This window comes from Streptomyces sp. LN549 (genome assembly GCF_043203805.1).
Lineage (GTDB): Bacteria > Actinomycetota > Actinomycetes > Streptomycetales > Streptomycetaceae > Streptomyces.
The window spans coordinates 6,957,856-6,980,528 of sequence record NZ_JAZHRI010000002.1 but is presented as its reverse complement, the minus strand read 5'-3'; the positions used below and the strand labels follow the sequence as shown (position 1 = coordinate 6,980,528).

Below are 22,673 nucleotides of genomic sequence, written 5' to 3'. Positions count from 1 at the left end.
GACGCGGACGACGAAAGGCCCGACATGACCGAGACGACCGAGGTTGCCAGCGTGAAGACGCATCGTGCAGCGCCCTCCCGTCACAGGACCACGAGGAGCGGCAACAGCCCTCAAGGACGCAGCACGTGGGGGCAACTGCTCCGCCGCGCGACCCCTTGGCTGTTCCTGGCAGCGCCACTGGTGCTGCTGATCACGTTCACCTACGTACCCGTGGGGAACATGATCTATTACAGCTTCACGGACTGGGACGGGATCAGCCCGGACCGGAACTTCACCGGAGCGGACAACTACGTCCAGATCTTCACCCGGCCCGAGCTCTTCCGGGTGTTCTTCGTGAGCTTCTACTACCTGGCCGCGTCCGTGGCCCAGATCGCCGTCGCGCTGTACTTCGCCACGGTGCTCAGTTTCGATCTGCGGTTCCGCAACCTGTTCAAGGGCCTGCTCTTCTTCCCCTACCTCATCAACGGCGTGGCCATCGGATTCGTCTTCCTGTACTTCTTCCAGGACGGCGGCACTCTGGACTCGGTGCTGTCCTGGTTCGGATCGGACACCGACCACGCCTGGCTGGGCGACCCCACATCGGCCAACACCTCGCTCGCCGGCGTCTCCGTCTGGCGCTTCACCGGCCTGAACTTCGTCCTGTTCCTCGGTGCCATTCAGTCGATCCCCGGCGAGCTCTACGAGGCCGCCCAGTTGGACGGCGCAACCCGGTGGCAGCAGTTCCGGCACATCATCGCCCCGAGCATCAGGCCCGTACTGAGCCTGAGCATCATCCTGGCGATCTCCGGGTCGCTCGCGGTCTTCGAGATCCCCTGGATCATGACCGGCGGTGCGACCGGTACCTCGACGTTCGTCATCCAGACGGTGAAGCTCGCCTTCCAGTTCAACAAGACCGGGCTGGCCTCGGCCGCTGCGGTGGTGCTGCTGCTGATCATCCTGCTGATCACCTGGATCCAGCGCCGTCTCGTGCCCGACGAAAAGGTGGACCTCGTATGACCACGGCCCCGCAGACCGCCGCTCCCACCCGCTTCGTGTCCGACCCGCGACGCGTTCGCCTCCGCGGCCGCATCGGTCAGACGCTCATCTACCTGTCGCTCGTCATCGCCTCACTGGTGGTACTTCTCCCGCTCAGCGTCGTCTTCCTCACGTCTCTGAAGACGTCCGGGGAAGCCTCGGACGGCGGTGCGCTGTCACTGCCGGGCAACTGGCTGAACTTCGGCAACTACGCAACCGCGTTCTCCGACGGCCACATGCTGACGGCCTTCGGCAACACCGCGTTCATCCTGCTGTTCTCCATCACCGGCACCGTGATCATCGGGTCGATGACGGCCTACGCCATCGACCGCTTCCACTTCCGGGCCAAGAAGCTCGTGATGGGCCTCTTCCTGATCGCCACCCTCGTGCCCGGGGTCACCACTCAGGTCGCCACCTTCCAGGTCGTCAACAGCTTCGGACTGTTCGACACACGCTGGGCCCCGATCCTGCTCTACATGGGCACGGACATCGTCTCGATCTACGTCTTCCTGCAGTTCATCCGTGGGATCCCCGTGTCCCTCGACGAGGCCGCACGGCTGGACGGCGCGAACTCCTTCACGATCTACCGAAAGATCATCTTCCCGCTGCTCAAGCCGGCGATCGCGACCGTGGTGATCATCAAGGGGATCACCGTCTACAACGACTTCTACATCCCCTTCCTCTACATGCCCTCCCAGGAACTCGGCACGGTCTCCACCGCCCTGTTCCGGTTCAAGGGACCGTTCGGAGCCCACTGGGAGAACATCTCAGCCGGGGCGGTTCTCGTCATCGTCCCCACGCTGGTCATCTTCCTGTTCCTCCAGCGATACATCTACAACGGCTTCGCCCAGGGCGCGACGAAGTAGCGGACGCCAACACGTGGCGGTCACTCGTCGGGCTGCTTCTCCCGGCCGGCCATGGCCGTGCCGATCTCCGAGGCCACCGAGGGCAGGTCCCAGTAGGAGGAGTGCGTCCACACTCCGGTGCTCGCTGTGTGCGGCACTGAGATGTCCACGGGAGTGCTGCCGTCGTGGAGCCGGAAAACTCCGGCGGCAGCGAAGGCCAGCATGTCGAGCGGTTCCCAGAGATTCGTCCAGCGGGCCAGAGAAGGAGGCAGCACGACTGGCTGACTGCCCGAGTAGGGCAGGATCTGGCCGCCTCGTGGGTCGCATGCGTGGAAGAACGCCGCCTGGGAGCCGAAGGTCACCAGTGAGGACGTCCACAGCGGGGTGGCCGCGGTGGCCATGTCGACGGCGATGACTCCGCCAAGGCTGTGGGCGACCACTCGGACAGGGCGCTCCGGTGTGCGCCCCAGGGCGGGATCCACACCGTCGACGGACTCACGCACCCGAGCATGGATCGCCTCCCGGTGGCGCTGGTAGACCAGTACGTCTCCGAGGAACCGTGCGGTGCCGGGCCCGAACTTGGTGCGCAGCGCATTGTTCAGCCGTCCGGCGGCCCCCTGGATCGCGGCCCCGGCCACCCGGTCCAGGTCACGCAACCGATTGCGCACCATCCTCCGCATCCGTCCCTCGTCCGGGCCACCTGCGCGCAGACCGTCGTACGAGCCGAGTTCGCCAGCCCAGAGGTCCGCGGCTTCGATGAGGGCCTCGGCCAGGGACTGACCGGTTTCAAAGAGCAGGAGGGGATCGTCAGTGCGCCGTAGCCACTCGGTCCTGGTCCACTCCTCGGCCAGGGACTCCAGGATGTCGTCCGCCTCGCCGTAATGCGGAGTGTCCCGCAGGCCCGAACCGCCCTGCTGGTCCTCGCTCGCGAGTCGCTCACGCACGGCGGCTTCCACGTGTGTCCACTGGTTGGATGCCTGGGGGTCCGAGGCCAGCGCCGAGGCGAGCACGGGTTCCGGCACGGCGACGCTCGGTGGTTCGTCCGCGTCCCGCAGTCCGCTGCTTCTCCGGGCGCCCGGCAGCATCGCCGGGCGGATCGGGAGCGCTGCGGTGACGAAGCGGTCGTCGGCGCCGAGATCGCCCCAGAACACTGGCACCATGGAGATCCCCGTCGCAGCCTGGAGGGCCGCGACGTCGGCAGTGAAGCCCTCGCGGTCGCGGTTGGCGACACCGTGGATGACGAAGACCGGGTCTGACATGTGCAGTGACTCCTTCACGGATAGCTGGATCGGCCGGGGGGACGTGAGTTGGGGCGACGGACGTGGATCGGCGGCGACGTCGGCCGTGTGGACCACGGCGCAATCGCTTCGCCTTCGCCCATCGTTGTTCAAGAGAGTCCTCGGGTCGTTGCCGTGGCGGCTGGACTGCCGTAGACGGCGTATGCGAGCCAGGTGGGGTCGCCGTCCAGGTCCCGGATGGCCTGTCGGGCAGCGAGCGAGGCCTGTCCCAGCGACTGGCCGCCGTCGAGGAGCTCTGCGTAGAAAGTCTTCGCGAACTGCATGGCCGAGTCGGACCGCACTGGCCAGAGCGTGCCGATGAATGCGCCGGCCCCGGCCTTCAGGAAGTTCTGGGCCCAGCCGAGGGTGTCGCTGAACCAGGGAATCTCACCTGCGCTGCGACAGGCATTGAAGAACACGAGCGGTTGGTGGTCACGCAGGCTGCCGGTTTGCGCAGCGGTCGCAAGGTCGCGGGGGGTGAAGTGGCCGTCCGTCATGTGCACCCGGGATCCAGAACGGGAGAAGGCGTTGTGGCAGGCGAAATGCAGAAGGCCGGCGTGACCGCGCTCGATCAAGTCGGTGAGAGCCTCACGCTCGGTGAGCACCCTCGCGCTTGCCCCACCCGGCCCGAGCAAGGTGCGGAGTTCGGCTATCTCAAGTGCCGCCTCCTCCGGTGAACCCGGCGGCATGACGAAGGCGGCACCCGGGAGGGCGATTTGGTGGACGCGGTCCTGGTGGAAGACGCGGCGCACGACGGGCAGCCACTCGGCAAGGAAGCCGTTGTCGTGATCTTTGTCGAGGGGGTGGAGGAGCTCCCAGGGCACGAAGTCGTGCTCGCCGAGCACCGTGAAGGAAGTGATGCGGTCGGCCTGTTCCCAGAACTGCCGCTGCACAGCCTCCGGCACGGCCGATGACCACAACTGCACGCCCTCGTTCTTCAGACGCTTTCGGAGCGCGGCCGCGTCGGCGGGCGACGCACGGCCGGCACGGCTGGCCGCCTCGCGCAGCTGGGCGTAGATCTGCTCGGTGGCCTCGCCCGGGTCACCACCGCGATATCGGAAGGGCTCAGGGGGGTAGCAGGTCTCGCTCAGCAGCTGAAAGTTGAACGATCCGTCCTCGGCGCGGTGTACCTGGAGTGTGGCCTCCCCCGGCTCGAAGGCGATGCCCGGCAACACCGCGCGTCGTCGCGGCCCGTCCCTGGTCACCCCGCCCTCGGTCACGGAAATCTGAAGGTTCAGCGCCCCTAGGTACGTGCCCTTGTGGAAGGCGCGGACCGTCACATGATGCAGGCCCGGAGCCATCGTGCGCAGGCCGAAGTACATGACATCGGAGTCCCGGCCCGGGTACACGGTGAGCTCCTGCGTGAGATCACCCAGCGCGCGCATGCCTTGCGCGGTGACGGTGATCGTCAGTCGCGCACCCTCCTCGGGCACGAAGAACGATCGCATGCGGACACTGCTTTCCCCCGGGCCGGGCCCTTGGGTGATCTGCACGTGGAGCGGGACCTCACGGTCCGGGGCTGCTTGCTCCGCCAGTTCGGCAATCAGGTGGTGCGGTTCGGACAGCCCGTCGACTCCGCCGGTGGGGGTGGGAGGCTCCGCCCGGGGCCACGACTGTGCCGCCGCCGGAACAACCACGGACGTGCCGTCCTGTGATGACGACCGGGCGTAGCCGCTCTGGTCTGCCCCGGCCGACCGGCGACCCCTGTCGCCGGCTCCTGCCATGCGTCCCTGCACGGTTCCGCGCCGTAGATTGGTGAGTCGGCCGCGTACGTCCTCGGGCGCACGCGAGAGCTGCGGCCCGGATTGCGGCGGCTGAGCCGTGCCTGGGGCGAGGTTCGCCCGTGGCACGCGGCGCGGCAGGCCGGAGCTGGTGACACCGCCCGCGGCCGGCCGTTGGACCCGCTCTGCCTGTCGGACGAGCTCGTCGGCCGGAGAGCTGCGCCAGGCAGGCATGGCGGGACGCCGCTCAGGCGTGGAGGGAGTCTGCGGCTTCTGCTTCTGCGTGGTCGGATCAGAGCTGTTACCGGACTGCGGCTCCCGCCGAAACCGGAGCCAGTCAGCCTCCGGTCCCTCGTGCAGCGGCGTACCCCCGTCCCCGCTGCTCGCCGGCGATGCCTGGGACTCCTGGGGCTCCTGGGGCTCCTGGGGCTCCTGGGGTTCCTGGTCGAGCGCACCGATGCTCGATGGTTCCCCCTGGTCATCCGGCGTGCTGAAGTCCGGGCGGGTGAACGAGGCCGTGGACGCTGGGTCCATGAAGCCGGGGCGGGCGAACCCGGCCGTGGGTTCCGGGAAGCTGGGCGGGCGGATGAAATCGGAGGCACCGGATCCTCTCCGGTCGTCGGGAAGCGAGCCACGCGACGGCAACCGCGGCGGTTGTTGCTTCTCGCCCCGGTTCGACGGGTGCGACGGTGGCTCGGCACTCGGCCCACCGGGGAGGGAGTGCGGGTCTGCGCTCGGCTCGCCGGCACCCCGGCGCTTGGTCTGCGAGAAACCCCCCGCGACGACTGCCGCGAGTTCGCGGTACGCCCGCCGGGTCGCGTCCTGCATTCGTGCCGGGTCCACGTGGTCACCATCCGCGAGCCGTTCATCGAACGGAACGACAACCACGCTGCGGCAGTCTGCACCCAGCCGCTCCGCAGCTTCACGGGCATCGAGCATCGTGCCGCTGTCCCGCGCGCCCGTCAGTACAACGTGACTGCGATCGGCGAGATAGCGGTAGGTGGCCAGGGCCTCGGCGGTGGCGGCAACACTGGAGGGGGACAGGCTGCTGACGAATATCTGCTGGTCGGCCCCGGTCAGCGCGACGAAGGCAGCGAGCCCGTCCACTCCGGTGGCGCAGTCGCTGAGGACGACTGCGTACGAGTTGAGCGCAGTGAGCAGAGCGCTGTACGAGACTGCGTCAAGTGGTGCACTCGGTGCGGAAGTGCCCGCAGCATCGGCGAGAATCTCCAGGCCGAAGGGCGCGCGCGAGGTGAACCCCTGGAGGTCGAATATGTCTTCGCCAACGCGGACGGCCAAGTCCCGCAGGGTCAATCCTGTGTTGGGGGCGAGGGCATAGCGCCCCAGCATGCCGTCATTGGCGTCCACCGCGATGATCCGGTCGTTCCGCTCGGAAGCCAGGGCAGCACCGAGGCCGGCGACCGTCGTGGTCCTGCCGGTGTTCCCGTGCGCACTGACGACCGCGACGAGATGGGCTTTCCCGTACGGAACCGGGGTGCGGATCACCTCGCCGAGATCGGGAGCCTCGTGCCGGTCGGAGCTCCTCCCTCCCCGCCACCACCAGCGGCCTGTCACCGGCATCGGTCCCCTCGGCCACGCGCCGCTCCGGCCCGACTTGCCATCGCATCCATCACCTCACGCTGGGCACACCCGGACATCCAGGCCACGCCAGTCCCTTAGGTGAGCAGCGACCCGCTGAACCTGTCCAGCCACGATGCTAGATCGGGAATCACGGCGCCATGCGGCGCTCCGGGCAATCACCGTACCGGGCATGCCCGATTGCCCGGCCGGCTGCCGGAGGACCCCAAGGGCCCACAGCTCAACGAAGGTGCGAGGTGCGACGCGCACGCCAGTGCCGTCTCACGCGTGTGCGGGGCGGTATGTGGCCCGAGGCTGGAGAGGTCGCGCGGCCCGGCTGGGGGGCAGACAGCCGCCGGGGAGACGTTGCGTGTCAGAGCATGATGAGCAGTCGCGTATTCGGCTTGAGCTTGCGGTTCACCGAACGGCTCTGCACGTATACCTCCAGCTGCGGATTGTTGCCCGCCTTCACGGAGACGGTCCCCTTGATGCCTGTGCCGAACAGAAGGCTGCGCGCCGCTTCGCCCGTATAGGCGCGGTCGGTGTCCTTCTCTACCACGACGACTTCCTTGTCGGGCTGGACCTGAACCCGGGTGCCCAACTGGTAGTAGCACGAACCGCGTTGGTACGTGACGCCCGGGTGAGAATCGACGAAGGACCGGATCTCGACCTCCTTGTCGACCTTCAGGAGGCGGTACTTGTCGACGGATACCGGTTCGAGGCTGGCCCGCACCTCGTCGACCGAGATGTCCTGGCCGACCGCGAACAGGTTCTTCGTGCCGCGCACGCCCTGCTCGCGGCCCCGGAGGAAGCTGGTGGCGGCAGCGCGCACGGTACCGATCGCGTCCTCGACGCCCTTCTGGGAATCGGCGTCCCAGATGGCTATGTTCCCGGCCGGGAAGCCGTAGTTCTGGGCGGTTCGCTTCGCCAGGGAGTTCGGGACGAGGATCGCGGAGGTCCAGTGCCCCGGCAGCTTGCCCATCTTCGCCGCGATCCTGTCGAGCCAGGGGCCGAGGATGGTCATGTCGCCGTCGTGCCGCCGGTCGCCGCCGGAGGCGTTCTCCTCGCCGTCCGTCACCACGATCTGGAGGAAGCTGTGCTCGCCGTATTCCTCCCAGATGTTTCCCAGGTCGTCCAGGGACTTGAGAGAGGCCTCGATGAGGGCCGTGGCGCCGTTGTTGACCTTGTACAGGCCCCGCATGGACGGCAGATGCTTCACGTCCATGTCCCAGACCAGGTTCTCCACCCTGTGGTCGAAGGAGTAGAGGCTGATCCGGGTCTCATGGCCGAGGCTGTCCGATTCGGCCTTCAGGCCTGCCACGAACTCGTCCACGACGCGGATGAGCTGGCCCTGGTGCTGGTACATGGAACCCGAAGAGTCCACGACCAGCGCGACATGGTTCACCTTGTGATTGATCCGGTTGGCAGACATGCATCAGCTCCATTTCAGGGGCTCCCCGAGTGATGTTTTCACTCTATGAGGAGCCACTGACAACGGACTTCGACGGATGATCACCCCTCCGCGCCGCACCCGGCCCGGGCCGGCCGGACGCCGTGGTACCCGCTCATTGCCGGGTGGCCGCGCTCCCGGGCAGCAGCGTGCGGTGGTGGCGGTAGAGGGAGCCGGTGCCGCCGAAGTCCTTGAGCACCGGGGCCCAGACCGCCTCGATGTGGTCGACGGCCGGCCCCTCGGCGACCCACTCGGAGAAGCTGAGCACCTGTCCGCCGTCGACGGCGATGTGGAGATGAGCGGCTATGGCGCCGGGGTAGGCGCGGTCCTCGCCCTCGGTCCGCTCCTCCCCCGCGAGCAGCCCGTCGAGCCACGCACGGGCGGCCTGCTCGCTCTCGGTGGGGAAGAACGCCGCCGGGAACGACTCCGGGACGGGCGCCGGTTCCTCGACAGCGGTGCCGCGGACCGCTCGGTAGTGGTGGAACGCCCGGGAGACGACGCCCGCTTCGGCTGTGCCGCCGGGGGCCGGCAACCGGTCCTCGGCGGCCCACTGGGCGTAGGTGAGGACGGAGTCGTCGTCACCGCTGGTGTAGACGGTGAGCGAGAGCAGCCCTTCGGGCCACGGTCCGCGGAGCGCGTCGGCGACGGCCTGTTCGGCAGTCCGCCGGGTGTCGTCCGGTCCACGGGTGGCGAAGGTGGTGACGAGGACGGCCGCGCTGCGCGGATCGTCGAGAACGGCCCGTACGGGGTCGGCGGACACGTAGGACATGGTGCGGCTCCTGGGAGTCGGTCACTGCGGGAGAGCTGAGGAGGCGGCGCGCGCCCCCTCAGTCTCCTTCGCGGCGGGTCCGCATCCCAGAGCCTCCGTTGCAGGTCTTCGTCAAGTGTGTCAACTCCGCGCAAGGAGCCGGTCGGTGAGGTCGCGCAGCCGATGCGCGGCCGCCGGGTCGAAGCCGCGGGTGTCGACCGGGATGCGACGGCCCTCGACGAACGCGCTGAGCGCTTCGGCGGGGGGCTTGTCGATGGCGTCGACGATCGGCGGCAGCGCGGCCTCGACGGGCTTCGCGTGTCGTTGCATCGACCGGATGTGGGGCAGCGTCTCGGCGTCGTACTCGCCGGAGAAACCGGTGGCCGTGACGCCGGGGTGGATCAGTACGTAGCGGATTCCGGCCGGCCCGTACTGTTCGGCGTAGCTGACGCCCAGCAGGTCGTTGAGCTTTCCGCCCTGGCCGAGCGCGGCACCGCCGTGGTAGCGGCGGCTGAGCTGGAGATCGTCCCACTGGACGAGTTCGAGTCCGGCTCCCGGACCGGCCACGTTGACGACGACCGGGTGCTGCGCGCGGGACAGCTGCTCGGCGAGCGCCTGGCCCAGCACGTGGCGGCTCAGGTAGAACAGTGCGAAGTTCTCCTCGTACCCCTCGGTGGTCTCCGTGCGGCGGGAGCGGTAGTGACGGGCGCAGAACACCAGCGCGTCGACCGTCGGGAACGCGGCACGGATCTCATCGGCGGCACGGGAGGTCTCCGCGAGCAGGCTGAGGTCCGCAGTGACGAAGAAGGCACGTTCGGCGGCGCCCGCCGCGCCCGCGTCGTCGAGGAAGCGTCGGCCCTTTTCGGGGTTCCGGCCGATGACGACGACCGTGTCGCCCCGGCCGAGGTAGAGCTCGGCGAGTGCTTTGCCGATGCCGTCGGTGCCACCGGCGATGACGAGGGTGCTCATTTGCCTTCTCCCAGGGCGTGAACGGATGCGGAGATCTCTTCGGCCGGCTCCGGACGAGCGGTCTCACCGTCCTCCGCCGGGGCCGGCGCGGATGCGGGGCGGCCCGGCAGCAGGGTCGCCGCCGCCAGTACGAGGACGAGGACCACGGACACGGTCCAGTACGCGGCGTGGAACCCGCGGACCGGGTCCCCGTCGCCCGCGGTCTGCATCACGAGCGCGACGAGCGCGATACCGATCGACGCCCCGAGCTGGTTGAGCATGTAGAGCACCGAGCTTCCCTGCGGGACCAGGTGCGCGGGCAGGGTGCGGTAGAGCGAGGCGATCGTGGGCGCCCCGACCGCACCGAGGCCCACACCGATGGTGAAGGCGGCGACGGCCGGCCACACTTCGGACGTGTCCGCCCCGATACGGGTGAAGGCGAGGGCGCTGAGCAGTGCGAGGGCGCCGCCCGCCCATACGAGGCTCCGTGAACCGACCCGGTCCGAAAGCCGGCCGGTCACCGGCATGGACAGGGCGGAGCCGATGCCGAGCGGGGCGAGCAGCAGGGCTGCCTCGAAGCTGCCGTGCCCCTGGACCTGCTGGTGGTAGAGGGGCAGCGCGAAGAGGCTGGCGAACGTCGCGAGGCCGACGAGCGAGCCGACCGTGACGCTGGCGGCGAAGCTGCCGCGGCTGAACAGGCGCAGGTCGATGAGTGGTGCGGCCGTGACTTCGCCGCGGCGGCGAAGGGCGTGGACGGCGTATCCGCCCAGCAGCAGGACGGACAGGATCAGCGGCACCAGGACCGACGGAACGGCGAACGCGGCCTGCTCGGCGGCCTGCGAGAGAGCGAGGACGCCGGCCGCGACGCCGGGGCCGATGAGGGCGAGTCCGAGGAGGTCGAGCTTGCCGGCGGGCGACTTCTCGGTGGAGGTGTCCGCGGGCAGGAACTTGAGGGCGAGCACCAGGGCGACGAGGCCGATGGGGACGTTGACCAGGAACATCCAGCGCCAGTCGGCGCCCTGGAGGATGATGCCTCCGACGACCGGCCCGAACACCGGGCCGCTGGAGCCGACGACGCCCATCAGGCCCATCACCCGCCCGGCACGGGCGGGTCCGGAGGCGCGGGCGAGCAGAGTGAGCATCAGCGGGTCGAGCAGTCCGGCACCGAGTCCCTGCACGATGCGGAAGACGATGAGGCTGGGGGCGTTCCAGGCGAGGCCGGAGGCGACCGAGCCGACGAGGAACACGACGAGGCCGAGCAGCCACAGCCGACGTCCGCCGAACCGGTCCACCGCCCATGTGGTGACGGGGATCGAGACGGTGAGCGCGAGCAGGTAACTGGTGGACACCCAGCTGATGGTGGACAGCGACGTGTCGAATTCGCGGGCCAGGGTGTCGGCCGCGACGGCGATCATCGAGCCGTCGAGGATCCCCATGATCCCGCCTAACAGGATCACGCCGATCAGCCGCCGCAGGGCGGGATCCAGACGTTCGTCCTGTGCATGCGCCATGACTGTCTCCGGTGAGATCGAGCGAGAATTGCACTGGCGAGTGCAGCGTATGGCACTCGCTCGACCGTTTTCAACGAGCCGTCCTACTTCATTGCACTAGCCAGTGCATTTTTCGGGTCGGGTGGGTACGATGACGGGGTGAGCGGAACGAGTACCCCCAAGACCCCGTCGCGAGGCCGCATCGACAAGCGGCAGGCGATCCTGAGTGCCGCCTTCACCGTGTTCGCGCAACGGGGCTACGCCCGTGCCTGCATGGAGGAGATCGCCGAGGTCGCGGGAGTCGCCAAGCACACCGTGTACAACCACCTCGGCGACAAGCAGAACGTCTTCCGCAGCGCGATGGAGGCCGCGGCCGACGACGTCATGGCGCAGAACCTCGCCGTCGTCGACCTGTTCCCCGCCGAGAGCGGGGCGGGCGCGGACAACGCGACACCGCAGGACGACGCCTCCGACCGGCTCGAAGTCCTGGCGCACCGCCTGCTGTTGCGATGTTGCAACGAGCAGTCCTGGGCGCTGCGGCGCCTGCTCTACGCGGAGATCACCCAGTTCCCCGACCTGCTGGAGATCGTCTGGGGACGGGGTGCGAGCCGGCTCAAGGAAGCGCTGGCGGACCGACTGGCCCGGCTGGCTCTGTCCGGCCGGCTGAGGCCCTGCGATCCGGCGGAAGCGGCCGAACACTTCCTCGCCCTGCTGACCGGTCCGATGGAGGCCCGGTCCCAGCTCGGCACCCGAGCCGTGCCCGAGGCGGAGATCCGCCAGGTGGCACAGTCGGCGGTCCGGACCTTCCTCCAGGCATACGGTGCGTCAACTCCGGCCGCCAGGGCGTGAGTTGACGCTCACTGGCAGCTGAGACCGGTCATACGCGAAGCGCTCGTGAACCTCCGTGAACGCTTCTTTAAGACCGTCGACACCTGCCATCGGATCCGGGGCTCCGCAGAGAACATCGTCTGCGTGCGCGTACTCGATCGGATCAAGGGAGACATCGTGCAGATTCTCGTGGTGGAGGACTCACACAACAGCAGCGGCGAACTGTCCCGGGCGCTCGAACGCCACGGGTACGACGTGACCTCCGTCGGCAACGGCGCGACGGCGCTGAACGCACACCGTGGTGCGGACATCGTCCTGCTCGACCTCGACCTGCCCGACATCGACGGCCTGGAAGTCTGCCGGCGTATCCGCGATGACGCGGACACACCGATCATCACGTTCACCGACAGCGGCAGTGAACTCGACCGGGTCCTCGGCCTCCGGGCCGGCGCGGACGACTGCCTCGACAAGCCCTACGAATTCCGCGAACTGGTGGCGCGCATCGAGGCCGTGACCAGGCGTCGGCACGCCCGCCCCCGGCCGAGGGAATCCCTGACGGTCCTCTCGATCGGCACGCTGCGCATCAATGCGGCATCCCGCGAAGTCCTGTTGCGCGGGAGTCCCGTCGATCTCACCCGCAAGGAATTCGATCTGCTCTACTACCTCGCCCGGCATTCCGAGAGCGTCGTCAGCCGGCAGCGGCTGATGACGGAGATCTGGGAGGACCCGATGCCTCATCTGCTCGGCGTTCGGGCAACCCGCACCGTGGACACCCATGTCAGCTCCCTGCGCAGCAAGTTGGGGCAGAGAAGCTGGATACGGACAGTCCGCGGGGTGGGGTTCAGAGTCGGACACGAGTGACAAACGGGAGCGGGGCCGGAGGAACACTCATGTCCGCCGGCCCCGCTCCCGTCCCCACCGGTTTTCCTTTTCCTGACAACGAATTGTCGAGATGCCATGAAACGGCTGACCGAGACGGAAAAGGGCTGAATCTAGAGTCGGCAGGGTCCGCGTGCTGGTTCACCTCACAGACGGAGACCGTCCGATGACGACGACTGATTCCGAGCATTCGAATGCACTTTCCTCCTGCCCCTACCACGCCTCCGGCTTCACCTCCGAACGCCTCGACCTCGATCCGGCCTACGCCGCACTGCGACGCGAGGAGCCCGTCGCCCGGGTCACGATGCCGCACGGCGGGGACGCCTGGCTGGTGACCCGGTACGCGGATGTACGCGCCGCGCTCTCCGACCCCCGGCTGAGCCGGGCCGCCGCCGTCGGCAAGGACGTCCCGCGCTCCAGCCCGCTGATCCAGCAGGCCGATTCCCTCCTCAGCATGGACCCGCCGGACCACACACGCCTTCGCCGGCTCGCCGCGAAGGCGTTCACCGCTCGTCAGGTGGCCGCCGTCCAGCCGCGGGTGCAGGCGATCATCGACGCGCTCGTGGACGATCTGGAGGAGTCGGGGTCCCCCGCCGACCTGGCCACCCGACTGGCCTGGCCCATGGGCATCACGGTCATCTGCGAGACCTTCGGCGTGCCGGTCGAGGACCGCGGGCGGTTTCGCGAGTGGACCGACGCGATGATGGCGCTGACGGTCGCCGATCCCTCGACCATCCAGGCGGCGCGGGACAGCCTCGACGCCTACCTGCGGGAGCTGATCGCGCGGCGGATCGCCGACCCCGGCGAGGACCTGCTGAGCCGGCTCGTCACCTCGCGCGAGGGTGACGACCGGCTGACCGAAAGCGAACTCGCCGTGTTCGCCGTGGATCTGCTCACCGCGGGGCACGAGACGACCGCCAACCAGACCGGCAACTTCCTCTACACCCTGCTTTCCCGGCCCCTGCTGTGGGAGTCCCTGGTCAAGGACTCCGCGCTGGTGCCCTCCGCGGTCGAGGAACTGCTGCGCTACACCCCGCTGGCCACCAGCGTGGCACCGTTCTCCCGGATCGCCGTGGAGGACTTCGAGCTCGCCGGGCAGTTGGTGCGTGCCGGGGACGCGGTGGTCGCGCAGAACGACGCCGCCAACCGGGACGAGACCGTCTTCGAGCACCCGGAGGAACTGGACTTCAACCGGGCGGTCAACCCGCATGTGGCGTTCGGGCACGGGGCGCACCACTGCCCCGCCGCCCCGCTCGCCCGGCTGGAACTCCGTTCGGTCATAGAGACGTTGGCGCGGCGCCTGCCGGGACTACGGCTTGCGGTGCCCGCCGATGAGGTCGAGTGGAACACCAACCGTGTGATGCGGGGTGTCAGGCGCCTGCCCGTCGAGTGGTAGCACCGGGACAGCGGTGAGCGGCGCCCCCGGCCGGGGGCGCCGCTCACGCCCGGGGCCCTGTCAGCGGAAGGATCCGGCGTTGTCCTTCGCCCACTGCGCGAAGGACAGCGCCGGACGGCCGAGGACGGCTCGCACGTCGTCGGCCGTCCTCTGAGGCCGTCCGTCCCGCGCCGCCTGGTAGTCGAGGAGTGTGTCGACGACCGGTGCGGGCAGAAAGGCGGCGAGCTGTTCCCGGTACTCCTCGGGCGAGATCAGCCGCACCAGTACGTCCCGGCCCGCGGCCTCGGCGACGAGCTCCGCCTGACGCCGTGCCGACAGGGACTCGGGTCCGGTGACCCGCAGCGTGGCACCCCGGTGGGCCTCGTCCAGCAGCGCACGGACCGCGACGTCGGCGACGTCGGACTCATGGACCGGCTCGCTGTAGGTCTCGGGGTAGGCGAGCCGCAGGGGGCGTCCGGCCCGTATGTCCTGCGCCCACTGGAGCGCGTTGGTGGCGAAACCGCCGGGCCGGACGAAGGTCCACCCGAGCCCCGAGGCCCGCAGCACGTCCTCCACGAGCACATGCTGCTGGGCGATCGGGCTGGTGCCCGCCCCGTGGGTGTCGATGGCGAGCGAGGAGAGCAGCACGATGTGCCCGACCCCGGCGGCCGCCGCGGCCTCGGTCAGACGGGCGGCGCCGGCCGGCTGGGCGTACAGAAAGATCTTCTGTACGCCGTGCAGGGCCTCGCGCAGCCCCTGCGGCGAGGACAGGTCGAGCCGTATCCGCTCCACGTCGTCGGGCAGCGTCGTCAGGGACGCGGGGTCGGCGCTCGCTGCCCGCACCTTCTCCCCGGCGGCGAGCAGTCCGCGTACGACGGCGGCGCCCACCCGCCCGCGTGCTCCGGTCACCAGAATGGTCATGTGTCGCTCCTGTCGGGGGTGATGCCGTGGTGGAGGTGGAATCGGCGGAAGCCGATGGGGCGCACCCCGGGAGTCGCGCCGGTGGCCCGGAGCGTGGCCGCGCGGGCGGCCCCTTCGAGGAACGCCAGATGCGCCACGTCGCTCGTCCACTCGGCGTAGTTGAGCACCCGGCTGCCGTCGGTGCTGGCGTGGAAGTGGGCGCTGAGCATGCCCTCGCGCTGTGCGGACGGTGCCTCGGTGACGGCCTTCGCGACGGATTCGACGATCCGTTCCTGACGCTCGGCACCGTCGACGTCGAAGGTGGCGACGACGACGGCACCGGGCGGTGTTCCCGAGGGGTCCAGGACGACGCTGGTGTGCAGCCGGTAGGAGACGGCCCCGGCGGCCGCCGGGCCGTGCAGTGTCCGGGTGAGGTCGCGGTGGGCCGTGGGGCGGGTGGCCTGGACGTAGGCGAGGACGGTGTCGCCTTCCGTACTCAGATATCCGTGGAAGGAGAGGAGTCCATCGGGCCATGGGGCGGCAGCCCACTGGCCGGCCACCTCGTCCAGCAGGGCGAGGCCGGCGGAGCGGTCGGAGGCGTACCAGTGGGTGACGTGGACAGAGGTGGAGTCCGGGCGGGCGATGTCGGGGCCGCGGCGGTCAGCGGCCCGGGGCTCAGCTCCCATAGGGCTGTTCCGCCCGGGCTGTGCGCAACGCTGCGCCCCACCAGATGAGTTGGTCGAGCAGGACTTCGGCGGCACCTGCGCTGCCCTTGGTGTCGAGCGGTTCTCCCTCGCCGTCGAAGGCCTCCCACGCCGTGTGGAAGCTGACCGTCTCGCGGACGGTGACGGCGTGCAGTTCGGCGAAGACCGGCCGCAGTTGCTCGACGGCGCGCAGGCCGCCGGCCAGCCCGCCGTAGGAGACGAAGCCGACCGGCTTCGCCGCCCATTCGGTCAGGAACCAGTCCAGGACGTTCTTGAGAGCGGCGGGAAAGCTGTGGTTGTACTCGGGGGTCACCACGACGAAGGCGTCCGACCGGGCGAGTGCCGTACGCAGCGCGTCCCGGTGCGGGACCACGTCGGCGGGCGGTTCCTGGCCCGGTGCGGGAAGCACCAGGGGCAGGGGGTGGGCGAGCAGGTCGACGGTGTGGACGTCCAGTTCGGTCCGGGCGCGGGCCTGCCGCGTGAACCATTCGGCCGGGGTCGGGCCGAGGCGTCCGTCGCGGACGCTGGCCGTGACGACGGCGAGGGAGAGGGGCGGTGCGGAGCGGGTCATGCGGCTTCCTTCTGCAGGAGTGGTCGGGGACGTCCCTCGGCACGGAGTCCGGGGAGGGCTGCTGCCAGGCCCACGGCCGCCGCGGCGGCCAGCAGCGCGAGAGCCGGGCGCCGGTCGTCGAAGGCGGTCAGGAGCCAGGCGGTGAGGGGAATGAGCAGGACCGCGCCGAGTTGCACGGCCGTCTGGTAGAGCGGGATCGCAGTGGAGCGGCGGGGCGGCGGGACGGCTTCGGCGGCCCGCATGTTGAGGGCGGCGAAGGAGAGTACGAACCCCGCGCCGACGAGGAGCAGGACGGGCAGTGTGCCGGTGAGGTACGAGCCCGACGGAGGCCGCCACAGAGCGAGCAGGTATCCGAGCAGCGGTGCCGCGGCGCCCAGCGCGATGAGCCGCCCCGTTCCGTGGCGCCGGACCAGGGACCCGGCGAACGGCACGGTCACGGCGAGCGGCACACAGGCGGGCAGCAGTGCGAGCGCGCCGGTCCAGGGCGAGAGGCCCAGTTCGGTCTGCGCCTGGAAGGTGAGCAGGAACAGCAGACCGTGGTAGGTGCCGTTCAGCGTGGCCGCGCCCAGACAGGTGCGCAGCAGTACGTGGCCGCGCCCGGGTGATCCGGCCACGAAGGGCCCGGCACGGTCTGTGGCGGGGGCCGCCGCGACCGTCTCCTCGTGGGGGACCACACGCAGCCCCCACAGCAGGAGGACCAGGGCGACGGGAGCCGGCACAAGGAAGATCCAGCGCCAGCCGGCCTCCAGGAGGGCTCCGGACAGCAGGAGCCCGGCCGTGAATCCCGCGGCCCCGAAGAGCGAGTAGACCGAGACGGCCCGCCGCCGCTCCGGGCCCTCGGGGAAGGCGGTGCCGATGATGGCGAGCCCCATCGGCGCCGTGAGCGCCGCGCACGCACCCTTGACCACCCGGGTCGCGATGAGCAGGGCGGGCCCGTCCGCCAGGCCGCCCGCCACCGACGCGAGGGCGAAGCCGAGCATCGCGGCGAAGTAGACGCGGCGCCTGCCGAACCGGACGGCGAGCCGTGGCCCGGTGGTCAGCAGGGCCGCGAACCCGAGGGCGAAGCCGCTCATGAGCCATTGCACGGTCAGGAGCGACAGCCCCTGGTCGTCCGCGATCACCGGCAGGGCGACGAGGACGAGCGACACCTCGATCGCGTCCAGGACCATGTTCCCGGAGAGGATGAGCAGCAGTGCCCAGGCGCGTCCGGCGGGGGCCGTGTTCGTGCGCGTCATGACAGCAGGCGCGGCAGCTGCCCGGTGACCAGCTCCAGGTTCTCGGCGACCAGGTCGTCCGGCATCCCGGCGATGCTCGCCCAGAAGATGAGGTGCTTCACGGGGAGCCCCGCGGTCAGCTCCTTGATGCGGACGGCGGCGTCCTCGGGGGTGAGGATGTCGAGCAGTCCGCGCCGGTCCTTGGCGTCCGGGTCGCGCAGGTCGTCGATGGTCAGCGGCGGCGGGCCGTCGAAGGCGGTGCCCTGGAGGGCTCCTTGACGGTAGGAGTTCACCTGGTGGACCAGGTGGGGGCCGATGCGGTGCCAGGCCGCCTCCGGGTCGCGGGAGAGCAGGAGGGGAAGCAGGTCGCTCACGCGTGCGGTGTCCGGGTCGTGGCCGCCCTCGATCAGTCCCTCCTGGTACTGCGCGAAGCGTTCGCGTGAGATGTGCAGCAGCCCGATGCCCAGCCGGCCGGCGAGCCGGGCGCCGCGCGGCCCGTAGAAGCCGCCCCAGACGGGCGGCGGTTCCTGGATCGGCAGGGGGGTGATGCCGCGCTCGCGCCACAGGCGCAGGATCTCGGCGATGCGTTCCTCGGTCCGCGCGAAGCGGTGGCCGAAGTCGGCGTCGAAGAGCGTGTATTCGGGGATGCGATAGCCGGCGCCCAGGCCGAGTTCGAGCCGGCCGTCGCTGATGATGTCGACGATCGCGGCCTGTTCGGCGATGTCGACGGGGTGGTGCAGGGCCGGCAGGACGACGGAGGTGCCGATGCGTGCGCGGCGGGTCCGGGCGGCGACGGCTGCCGCGAAGGTCAGCGGCTGGGGCAGGTAGCCGTCCTCGAAGCGGTGGTGCTCGGTGAACCACAGACCGCCCGCGCCACGGCGGTCCGCTTCCTCGCAGAACTCCAGGGTCCGCGCGTAGTGGTCGGCCCAGGGACGGTGCCACTGGCCGGGGTTGCGCAGGTCGAAGAGGAGTCCGACGTCCATGACAGGTGCCTTTCGAAGGTGGATGGCCGACACGTTCCGGGGCGGTGCGGACGGGCTCAGCCGAGGAGGGTGCCGCCGGTGGCGTCGACGAAGGAGCCGGTGATCCAGCGGGCTTCGTCGGTGGCGAGGAAGGTGACGACGTCGGCGACGTCCCCGGCCTCCCCCACGCGCTGGAAGGCGGACAGCTTGGCCATCTGGGCCACCGCTTCGGGGATGTCGAAGACGGGGCTCCCGTTGTCGGTGATCCCGGGCGCCACGCTGTTGATCGTGATGCCGCGGGGGGCGAGCTGCCGGGCCAGGTGGAGGGTGAGCTGTTCGACGGCGCCCTTGGTCATGGCGTACGCCACCTGCTCGGGGTTGGCGACCCGGGTCAGGCCGGAGGAGATGTTGACGATCCTGCCTCCCTCGGGGATGGACGGCAGGGCTCGCTGGATCAGGAAGTAGGGGGCCTTGGCGTTGACGGCGAAGAAGCGGTCGAACTGCTCGGGGGTGACGTCCTCGGGGGCGACGCCGTTCTGGGTGGTCTCACCCGCGTTGTTGACCAGGATGTCGAGGGTGGTCTCGCCGGTGCGTTCCTTCAGCCCGCGTTCCAGGCCGAGGAAGAGTTCGTGGACGTCGCCGGGGACGCCGAGTTCGGCGCGGACGGTGAAGCCGTGGCCGCCCTCCTGCTCGATGGTCTCCAGCGTCGCGTCGGCGGACTTCTCGTCGTTCGCGTAGTGGACGGCGACGAGGGCGCCCTCGCGGGCGAGCCGGATCGCGATGGCGCGTCCGATGCCCCGGCTGGACCCGGTGACGAGTGCGGTCTTGCCTTCGAGCCTGTTGGTCATGGTCAGCTCCCTGTGGATGCGGGTGGTCGGGGGGTGTCGAGTCCGGTGACGACGCGGGCGAGATGGCGGCGGACGGTGCCCAGGTGCAGGAGTTCGTCGAACACCTCGCGCACTCCGTCGACCTCGGGTCCGCCGAGCAGCAGCCGCGCCTGGGCCCGGATTCCGGTGAGGGCGCGGGCGGTCGCCGGGTGGCGTTCCCGCTGGTAGCCGTCGAGTTCGCGGTCGTCGGCTCGGCCGGTTACGCGGGCGGCGAGGCGGGGTCCGAGGGCGGCTGCGTCCTGGAGGCCCAGGTTGAGTGCCTGGCCGCCCACCGGCATCTGTACGTGGGCGGCGTCCCCGGCGAGCAGGATTCGGCCGCGCCGGTAGGCGGTGGCCTGCCGGCTGGTGTTGTCGAAGGCGTTCAGCCACAGCGGTGTGCCGTGGGCGATGTCCTCGCCGGTGACCTTCGCCCAGGTGGCGGCGGTCTCCGCGAAGGAGGGCGGTCCGCTGCGCCGGCCGGGCGGCGTACCGAAGAGATGGACCATCACCCGGGTGGAACCGTCGGGCCAGCGGTGCGCGGTGGCCAGTCCGTGCGGGTGCCGCTCGAAGCGCCGGTCGGGTACGTCGAGGCCGGCCACGTCGGCGCGCAGCATTTCCAGCGTTCCGTCCTCGCCGGCGAATTCGAAGCCGCCGAGGCACCGGACCGTGCTGCGTTCACCGTCGCAGCCGACGACGAAGGCGGCCGCGGAGTGGTGCGTGGTGCCGTCGGTGCCGGTGTGCTCGACGTCCACCCGGTAGGGGCGGGGGGTGAGACCCGTGACGCGGTGTCCGCGCCGGACCTGGGCCCCGAGGCCGGTGGCCCAGAGCTTCAGTACGGCTTCCAGCCGGGCCTGGGGGTACTTCCACTGTCCTGCGTGCGGGTGGCCGGGCTCCGCGTCGGCGAGGTCGAGGCGGAGCCCGCCGAAGTGGCCCGGTCCGCCGGCGGGCAGGGTGCCCAGGCGCCGCAGCACGCCGCGGTCCTCGAGGATCTCCAGGGTGCGGGCGTGCAGGGTGGACGCCCGGGATTCCCTGGTGGGTTCGACGAGTTGCTCCAGCACGGTCACCCGCGCTCCGCCGAGGCGCAGTTCGCCGGCGAGGAGCAGCCCGACGGGTCCCGCCCCGACGATGATCACGTCGGCCGCCGGGGCCCCGGTCCCCGGCCCGGTCAACGCCGGGCTTCCGCGTACTGCCTGGCGTGGCCCAGGGTGGCGCGGCTGTTGCCGCCGAGGGCGTCGCGGATGTAGGCACGGGCCTCGGGGACTCCGGCGTCGCTGCCGAGGATCTCGGTGATCTTCTCCGCGTCCAGGACGACGGTGTGCTGGGAGGTGGCCGTGGTGACTCCGTCGGCGTCCTCGTCGATCTGCCAGTAGCCGGTGTGCAGGGTGAGCAGTCCGGGCAGAGTGGTCTGCTTGTAGGCGATCCTGCGGTGGGGGAAGCAGACCCGGACGGATTCGGTGGTGTGCGTCGATCCGTCCTTGGTACGGGTGTCCAGGCGCAGGATCTGGAGGCCGGGGGTGTCCTCCGTGAGCCGGACACCGGCGACGTGCGGAAGCCGCTCGGACCAGTGCGTGGCCTCGTTGAGGAAGTCGTACACGTCCTTGGCGGAGCCGTCGATGCGTACGGAGTCCTCGAAGGAGAGGGCCAGTTCGGCGTCGGTGGCACCGAGTTCGAGATTCGCCCTGAGGCCGGGCAGCTCGGCCCGGCTGTTGCGGTCGACGGCCTCGTCGATCCAGATCAGCTTCTCCGGGTCGTCGTCGACGGCCCGGTACTCGTGAAGGAGACGGACCCTGGTCTCCCCCTCGCCGAGGGGCTCGATGATCCAGGTCCCGGTCATCTCGGCGACGGGGTGGGCGGGTATCTCCTGCCAGAAGCGGATCCGCAGCTTCTCGGGGTCCAGGATGCGGATGGAGGTCCAGCTCTTGGCCTCGCCGTTGGCCGTGGCCCAGATCCTGATGCGCTCCTGGTCGCCGTCGGACTCCAGCTGCTCGACGCACACGGAGGGCGGGAAGAGCCGTGGCCAGTTCTCGACCTCGGCGAGCAGGCGGTAGACGTCCGAGGCGGCGGCCCGGACGGTGATCTCGTGCTCGACCTCGCGGGTCGTCATGATGAAGTCTCCTGTCGGTGAAGCATATTGACGATTCGTCAGAAGTTGCCGAGGCCACCGCAGACGTTGAGGGCCTGCGCGGTGATGGAGGCGGCGGTGTCCGATGCGAGGTAGCCGACGAGACCGGCGACCTCCTCGGGGGTGGAGTAGCGGCCGAGCGGGATCTTGGCGGTGAACTTCTCCAGGACCGCTTCCTCGGTGGTCGCGTAGGCGGCTGCGTAGCCCTCGCGCACCCGCTGGGCCATCGGCGTCTCGACGTAGCCGGGGCAGACGGCGTTGACGGTGATCCCGGTGGGGGCCAGTTCGTTGCCGAGAGCCTTGGTGAAACCGACCACGCCGTGCTTGGAGGCCGAGTACGGGGCGCCGAGGACGACACCCTGTTTGCCCGCGGTGGAGGCGATGTTGATGATCCGGCCACGCTCCTTGTCGCGCAGGCCCCCGGCGTTCAGGACCTCCCGGGTGACGCGGAAGACACTGTTGAGGTTGGTGTCGATGACGTCGTCCCAGAGGTCGTCGGCGATGTCCGCGGTGACCCCTCCCCCGCTGCGGCCGGCGTTGTTGACGAGGACGTCGACCGTGCCGTAGCGGTCCACGGCGGCCCGGACGAACGCGCGGACGTCGTCGGCGGACCGGACGTCGAGGGTGGTGCCGTCGACCTCCAGTCCCTCCGCCCGCAGTTCCTTGACGGTGGCGGTGACGTTGTCGTCGTTACGGGCTCCGACGAAGACCCGGTGCCCCTGGCCGGCGAGCAGCCGGGCGACGGCGAGGCCGATGCCGCTGGTGGCGCCGGTGACGAGGGCGACGGGGCCGGTGTGCTCGGACATGAGGGCTCCTCAGACGGTGCGGGCGGCGGTCAGCTGGGTGTTGACCACGTCGATCAGCGCCCGGGGCGTGTCGGCGTCGGTCAGGGTGTCGTCGTCGAGTGCGATGCCGTACTCGCGCTCGATCCGGCCGCCCGTCTCCAGCAGGGCGAGCGACTCGTAGCCGAGGGAGTTGAAGGTGATGTCGAGGATGTCGGCGTCGAGGTCGACGCCCTCGTCGGCTCCGGCGGCCTCCCGGAGGATGCGGCGCAGATCGTCGAGAGCGAAGGCGGTGTGGGTGTCGGGCGAGGGCATGGCGGAGCCTTTCGTGGCGTGGACGCGTGGCGGACGGTGGTGGGGCCTGGTGACGGTGGCGGCCGGAACGGGTGCGGTGCCCGG

Annotated in this window: 21 protein-coding genes; 5 read left to right on the top strand and 16 right to left on the bottom strand. The window is 70.0% G+C overall.

Annotated features, from left to right (window positions below; all coding sequences use genetic code 11):
- Positions 1 to 24 precede the first annotated feature (24 nt).
- Together SH922_RS31305 and SH922_RS31300 are read left to right on the top strand one after the other, a co-directional pair.
- Positions 25 to 996 carry a carbohydrate ABC transporter permease gene (locus tag SH922_RS31305; protein WP_393061756.1) on the top strand — a complete coding sequence of 324 codons (972 nt, stop codon included), beginning with the start codon at positions 25 to 27 and terminating at the stop codon, positions 994 to 996.
- Positions 993 to 1,880, top strand: coding sequence for a carbohydrate ABC transporter permease (locus SH922_RS31300; RefSeq protein WP_393061754.1), 888 nt, complete (start codon positions 993 to 995; stop codon positions 1,878 to 1,880). The genes SH922_RS31305 and SH922_RS31300 overlap by 4 nt, the downstream gene beginning before the upstream one ends.
- A 20-nt stretch (positions 1,881 to 1,900) precedes the next feature.
- Here SH922_RS31300 and SH922_RS31295 read toward each other — a convergent pair whose 3' ends face one another.
- The 6 genes from SH922_RS31295 to SH922_RS31270 all read right to left on the bottom strand — a co-directional run bounded on the left by SH922_RS31295 (position 1,901) and on the right by SH922_RS31270 (position 11,092).
- Entirely contained in the window at positions 1,901 to 3,118 is a 1,218-nt protein-coding gene (locus SH922_RS31295) for a hypothetical protein (protein ID WP_393061752.1), read from the bottom strand.
- 128 nt (positions 3,119 to 3,246) lie between these two features.
- On the bottom strand, positions 3,247 to 6,438 hold the full coding sequence (locus tag SH922_RS31290; RefSeq protein WP_393061750.1) for a CHAT domain-containing protein: 3,192 nt from the start codon (positions 6,436 to 6,438) through the stop codon (positions 3,247 to 3,249).
- Positions 6,439 to 6,808: 370 nt separating this feature from the next.
- Positions 6,809 to 7,867, bottom strand: a complete 1,059-nt coding sequence (locus SH922_RS31285; RefSeq protein WP_393061748.1) for a VWA domain-containing protein — start codon at positions 7,865 to 7,867, stop codon at positions 6,809 to 6,811.
- A gap of 133 nt (positions 7,868 to 8,000) precedes the next feature.
- Entirely contained in the window at positions 8,001 to 8,654 is a 654-nt protein-coding gene (locus SH922_RS31280; RefSeq protein ID WP_393061746.1) for a hypothetical protein, read from the bottom strand.
- A 120-nt stretch (positions 8,655 to 8,774) separates the two neighbouring features.
- Complete coding sequence (locus tag SH922_RS31275) at positions 8,775 to 9,602, bottom strand: SDR family NAD(P)-dependent oxidoreductase (protein WP_393061744.1); 828 nt, start codon at positions 9,600 to 9,602, stop codon at positions 8,775 to 8,777.
- Entirely contained in the window at positions 9,599 to 11,092 is a 1,494-nt protein-coding gene (locus tag SH922_RS31270) for a DHA2 family efflux MFS transporter permease subunit (protein ID WP_393061742.1), read from the bottom strand. Before SH922_RS31270 ends, SH922_RS31275 begins: the two co-directional genes overlap by 4 nt.
- Before the next feature lie 138 nt (positions 11,093 to 11,230).
- Here SH922_RS31270 and SH922_RS31265 point away from each other — a divergent pair, with 138 nt between their 5' ends.
- The 3 genes from SH922_RS31265 to SH922_RS31255 all read left to right on the top strand — a co-directional run bounded on the left by SH922_RS31265 (position 11,231) and on the right by SH922_RS31255 (position 14,174).
- Positions 11,231 to 11,920: a TetR/AcrR family transcriptional regulator gene (locus SH922_RS31265; RefSeq protein WP_393061740.1), complete on the top strand. Its 690-nt coding sequence runs from the start codon at positions 11,231 to 11,233 to the stop codon at positions 11,918 to 11,920.
- Positions 11,921 to 11,965: 45 nt separating this feature from the next.
- A complete protein-coding gene (locus SH922_RS31260) occupies positions 11,966 to 12,760 on the top strand; it encodes a response regulator transcription factor (RefSeq protein WP_393061738.1) in 795 nt (264 codons plus the stop codon).
- A gap of 184 nt (positions 12,761 to 12,944) precedes the next feature.
- Positions 12,945 to 14,174, top strand: a complete 1,230-nt coding sequence (locus SH922_RS31255; protein WP_393061736.1) for a cytochrome P450 — start codon at positions 12,945 to 12,947, stop codon at positions 14,172 to 14,174.
- A gap of 60 nt (positions 14,175 to 14,234) precedes the next feature.
- Here SH922_RS31255 and SH922_RS31250 read toward each other — a convergent pair whose 3' ends face one another.
- Genes SH922_RS31250 through SH922_RS31205 form a run of 10 tightly spaced genes read right to left on the bottom strand, consistent with a single transcriptional unit; the run spans position 14,235 to position 22,589 of the window.
- A complete protein-coding gene (locus SH922_RS31250; protein ID WP_393061734.1) occupies positions 14,235 to 15,074 on the bottom strand; it encodes an SDR family oxidoreductase in 840 nt (279 codons plus the stop codon).
- Positions 15,071 to 15,739 carry a hypothetical protein gene (locus SH922_RS31245; protein WP_393061732.1) on the bottom strand — a complete coding sequence of 223 codons (669 nt, stop codon included), beginning with the start codon at positions 15,737 to 15,739 and terminating at the stop codon, positions 15,071 to 15,073. Before SH922_RS31245 ends, SH922_RS31250 begins: the two co-directional genes overlap by 4 nt.
- Positions 15,729 to 16,328, bottom strand: coding sequence for an NADPH-dependent FMN reductase (locus tag SH922_RS31240; RefSeq protein ID WP_393061730.1), 600 nt, complete (start codon positions 16,326 to 16,328; stop codon positions 15,729 to 15,731). Before SH922_RS31240 ends, SH922_RS31245 begins: the two co-directional genes overlap by 11 nt.
- On the bottom strand, positions 16,325 to 17,563 hold the full coding sequence (locus SH922_RS31235; RefSeq protein ID WP_393061728.1) for an MFS transporter: 1,239 nt from the start codon (positions 17,561 to 17,563) through the stop codon (positions 16,325 to 16,327). Before SH922_RS31235 ends, SH922_RS31240 begins: the two co-directional genes overlap by 4 nt.
- Entirely contained in the window at positions 17,560 to 18,525 is a 966-nt protein-coding gene (locus SH922_RS31230; protein ID WP_393061726.1) for an LLM class flavin-dependent oxidoreductase, read from the bottom strand. Before SH922_RS31230 ends, SH922_RS31235 begins: the two co-directional genes overlap by 4 nt.
- Before the next feature lie 56 nt (positions 18,526 to 18,581).
- A complete protein-coding gene (locus tag SH922_RS31225; protein WP_393061724.1) occupies positions 18,582 to 19,352 on the bottom strand; it encodes an SDR family NAD(P)-dependent oxidoreductase in 771 nt (256 codons plus the stop codon).
- A 2-nt stretch (positions 19,353 to 19,354) separates the two neighbouring features.
- Positions 19,355 to 20,539, bottom strand: a complete 1,185-nt coding sequence (locus SH922_RS31220) for an FAD-dependent monooxygenase (protein ID WP_393061722.1) — start codon at positions 20,537 to 20,539, stop codon at positions 19,355 to 19,357.
- Positions 20,536 to 21,474: an aromatase/cyclase gene (locus tag SH922_RS31215; RefSeq protein ID WP_393061720.1), complete on the bottom strand. Its 939-nt coding sequence runs from the start codon at positions 21,472 to 21,474 to the stop codon at positions 20,536 to 20,538. The genes SH922_RS31220 and SH922_RS31215 overlap by 4 nt, the downstream gene beginning before the upstream one ends.
- 38 nt (positions 21,475 to 21,512) lie before the next feature.
- On the bottom strand, positions 21,513 to 22,298 hold the full coding sequence (gene fabG / locus SH922_RS31210) for a 3-oxoacyl-ACP reductase FabG (protein ID WP_393061718.1): 786 nt from the start codon (positions 22,296 to 22,298) through the stop codon (positions 21,513 to 21,515).
- A gap of 9 nt (positions 22,299 to 22,307) precedes the next feature.
- A complete protein-coding gene (locus tag SH922_RS31205) occupies positions 22,308 to 22,589 on the bottom strand; it encodes an acyl carrier protein (RefSeq protein WP_393061716.1) in 282 nt (93 codons plus the stop codon).
- Between the last annotated feature and the right edge of the window lie 84 nt (positions 22,590 to 22,673).

What these genes read in the sequence shown, in the direction of transcription:
- SH922_RS31295 (WP_393061752.1), bottom strand. Translation starts at nt 3,118, where the DNA reads ATGTCAGACCCGGTCTTCGTCATCCACGGTGTCGCCAACCGCGACCGC.
- SH922_RS31215 (WP_393061720.1), bottom strand. Translation starts at nt 21,474, where the DNA reads ATGACGACCCGCGAGGTCGAGCACGAGATCACCGTCCGGGCCGCCGCC.
- SH922_RS31240 (WP_393061730.1), bottom strand. Translation starts at nt 16,328, where the DNA reads ATGACCCGCTCCGCACCGCCCCTCTCCCTCGCCGTCGTCACGGCCAGC.
- SH922_RS31250 (WP_393061734.1), bottom strand. Translation starts at nt 15,074, where the DNA reads ATGACCATTCTGGTGACCGGAGCACGCGGGCGGGTGGGCGCCGCCGTC.
- SH922_RS31205 (WP_393061716.1), bottom strand. Translation starts at nt 22,589, where the DNA reads ATGCCCTCGCCCGACACCCACACCGCCTTCGCTCTCGACGATCTGCGC.
- SH922_RS31230 (WP_393061726.1), bottom strand. Translation starts at nt 18,525, where the DNA reads ATGGACGTCGGACTCCTCTTCGACCTGCGCAACCCCGGCCAGTGGCAC.
- SH922_RS31245 (WP_393061732.1), bottom strand. Translation starts at nt 15,739, where the DNA reads ATGGGAGCTGAGCCCCGGGCCGCTGACCGCCGCGGCCCCGACATCGCC.
- SH922_RS31235 (WP_393061728.1), bottom strand. Translation starts at nt 17,563, where the DNA reads ATGACGCGCACGAACACGGCCCCCGCCGGACGCGCCTGGGCACTGCTG.
- SH922_RS31270 (WP_393061742.1), bottom strand. Translation starts at nt 11,092, where the DNA reads ATGGCGCATGCACAGGACGAACGTCTGGATCCCGCCCTGCGGCGGCTG.
- SH922_RS31225 (WP_393061724.1), bottom strand. Translation starts at nt 19,352, where the DNA reads ATGACCAACAGGCTCGAAGGCAAGACCGCACTCGTCACCGGGTCCAGC.
- SH922_RS31275 (WP_393061744.1), bottom strand. Translation starts at nt 9,602, where the DNA reads ATGAGCACCCTCGTCATCGCCGGTGGCACCGACGGCATCGGCAAAGCA.
- SH922_RS31300 (WP_393061754.1), top strand. Translation starts at nt 993, where the DNA reads ATGACCACGGCCCCGCAGACCGCCGCTCCCACCCGCTTCGTGTCCGAC.
- SH922_RS31305 (WP_393061756.1), top strand. Translation starts at nt 25, where the DNA reads ATGACCGAGACGACCGAGGTTGCCAGCGTGAAGACGCATCGTGCAGCG.
- SH922_RS31255 (WP_393061736.1), top strand. Translation starts at nt 12,945, where the DNA reads ATGACGACGACTGATTCCGAGCATTCGAATGCACTTTCCTCCTGCCCC.
- SH922_RS31285 (WP_393061748.1), bottom strand. Translation starts at nt 7,867, where the DNA reads ATGTCTGCCAACCGGATCAATCACAAGGTGAACCATGTCGCGCTGGTC.
- SH922_RS31290 (WP_393061750.1), bottom strand. Translation starts at nt 6,438, where the DNA reads ATGCCGGTGACAGGCCGCTGGTGGTGGCGGGGAGGGAGGAGCTCCGAC.
- SH922_RS31280 (WP_393061746.1), bottom strand. Translation starts at nt 8,654, where the DNA reads ATGTCCTACGTGTCCGCCGACCCCGTACGGGCCGTTCTCGACGATCCG.
- fabG (WP_393061718.1), bottom strand. Translation starts at nt 22,298, where the DNA reads ATGTCCGAGCACACCGGCCCCGTCGCCCTCGTCACCGGCGCCACCAGC.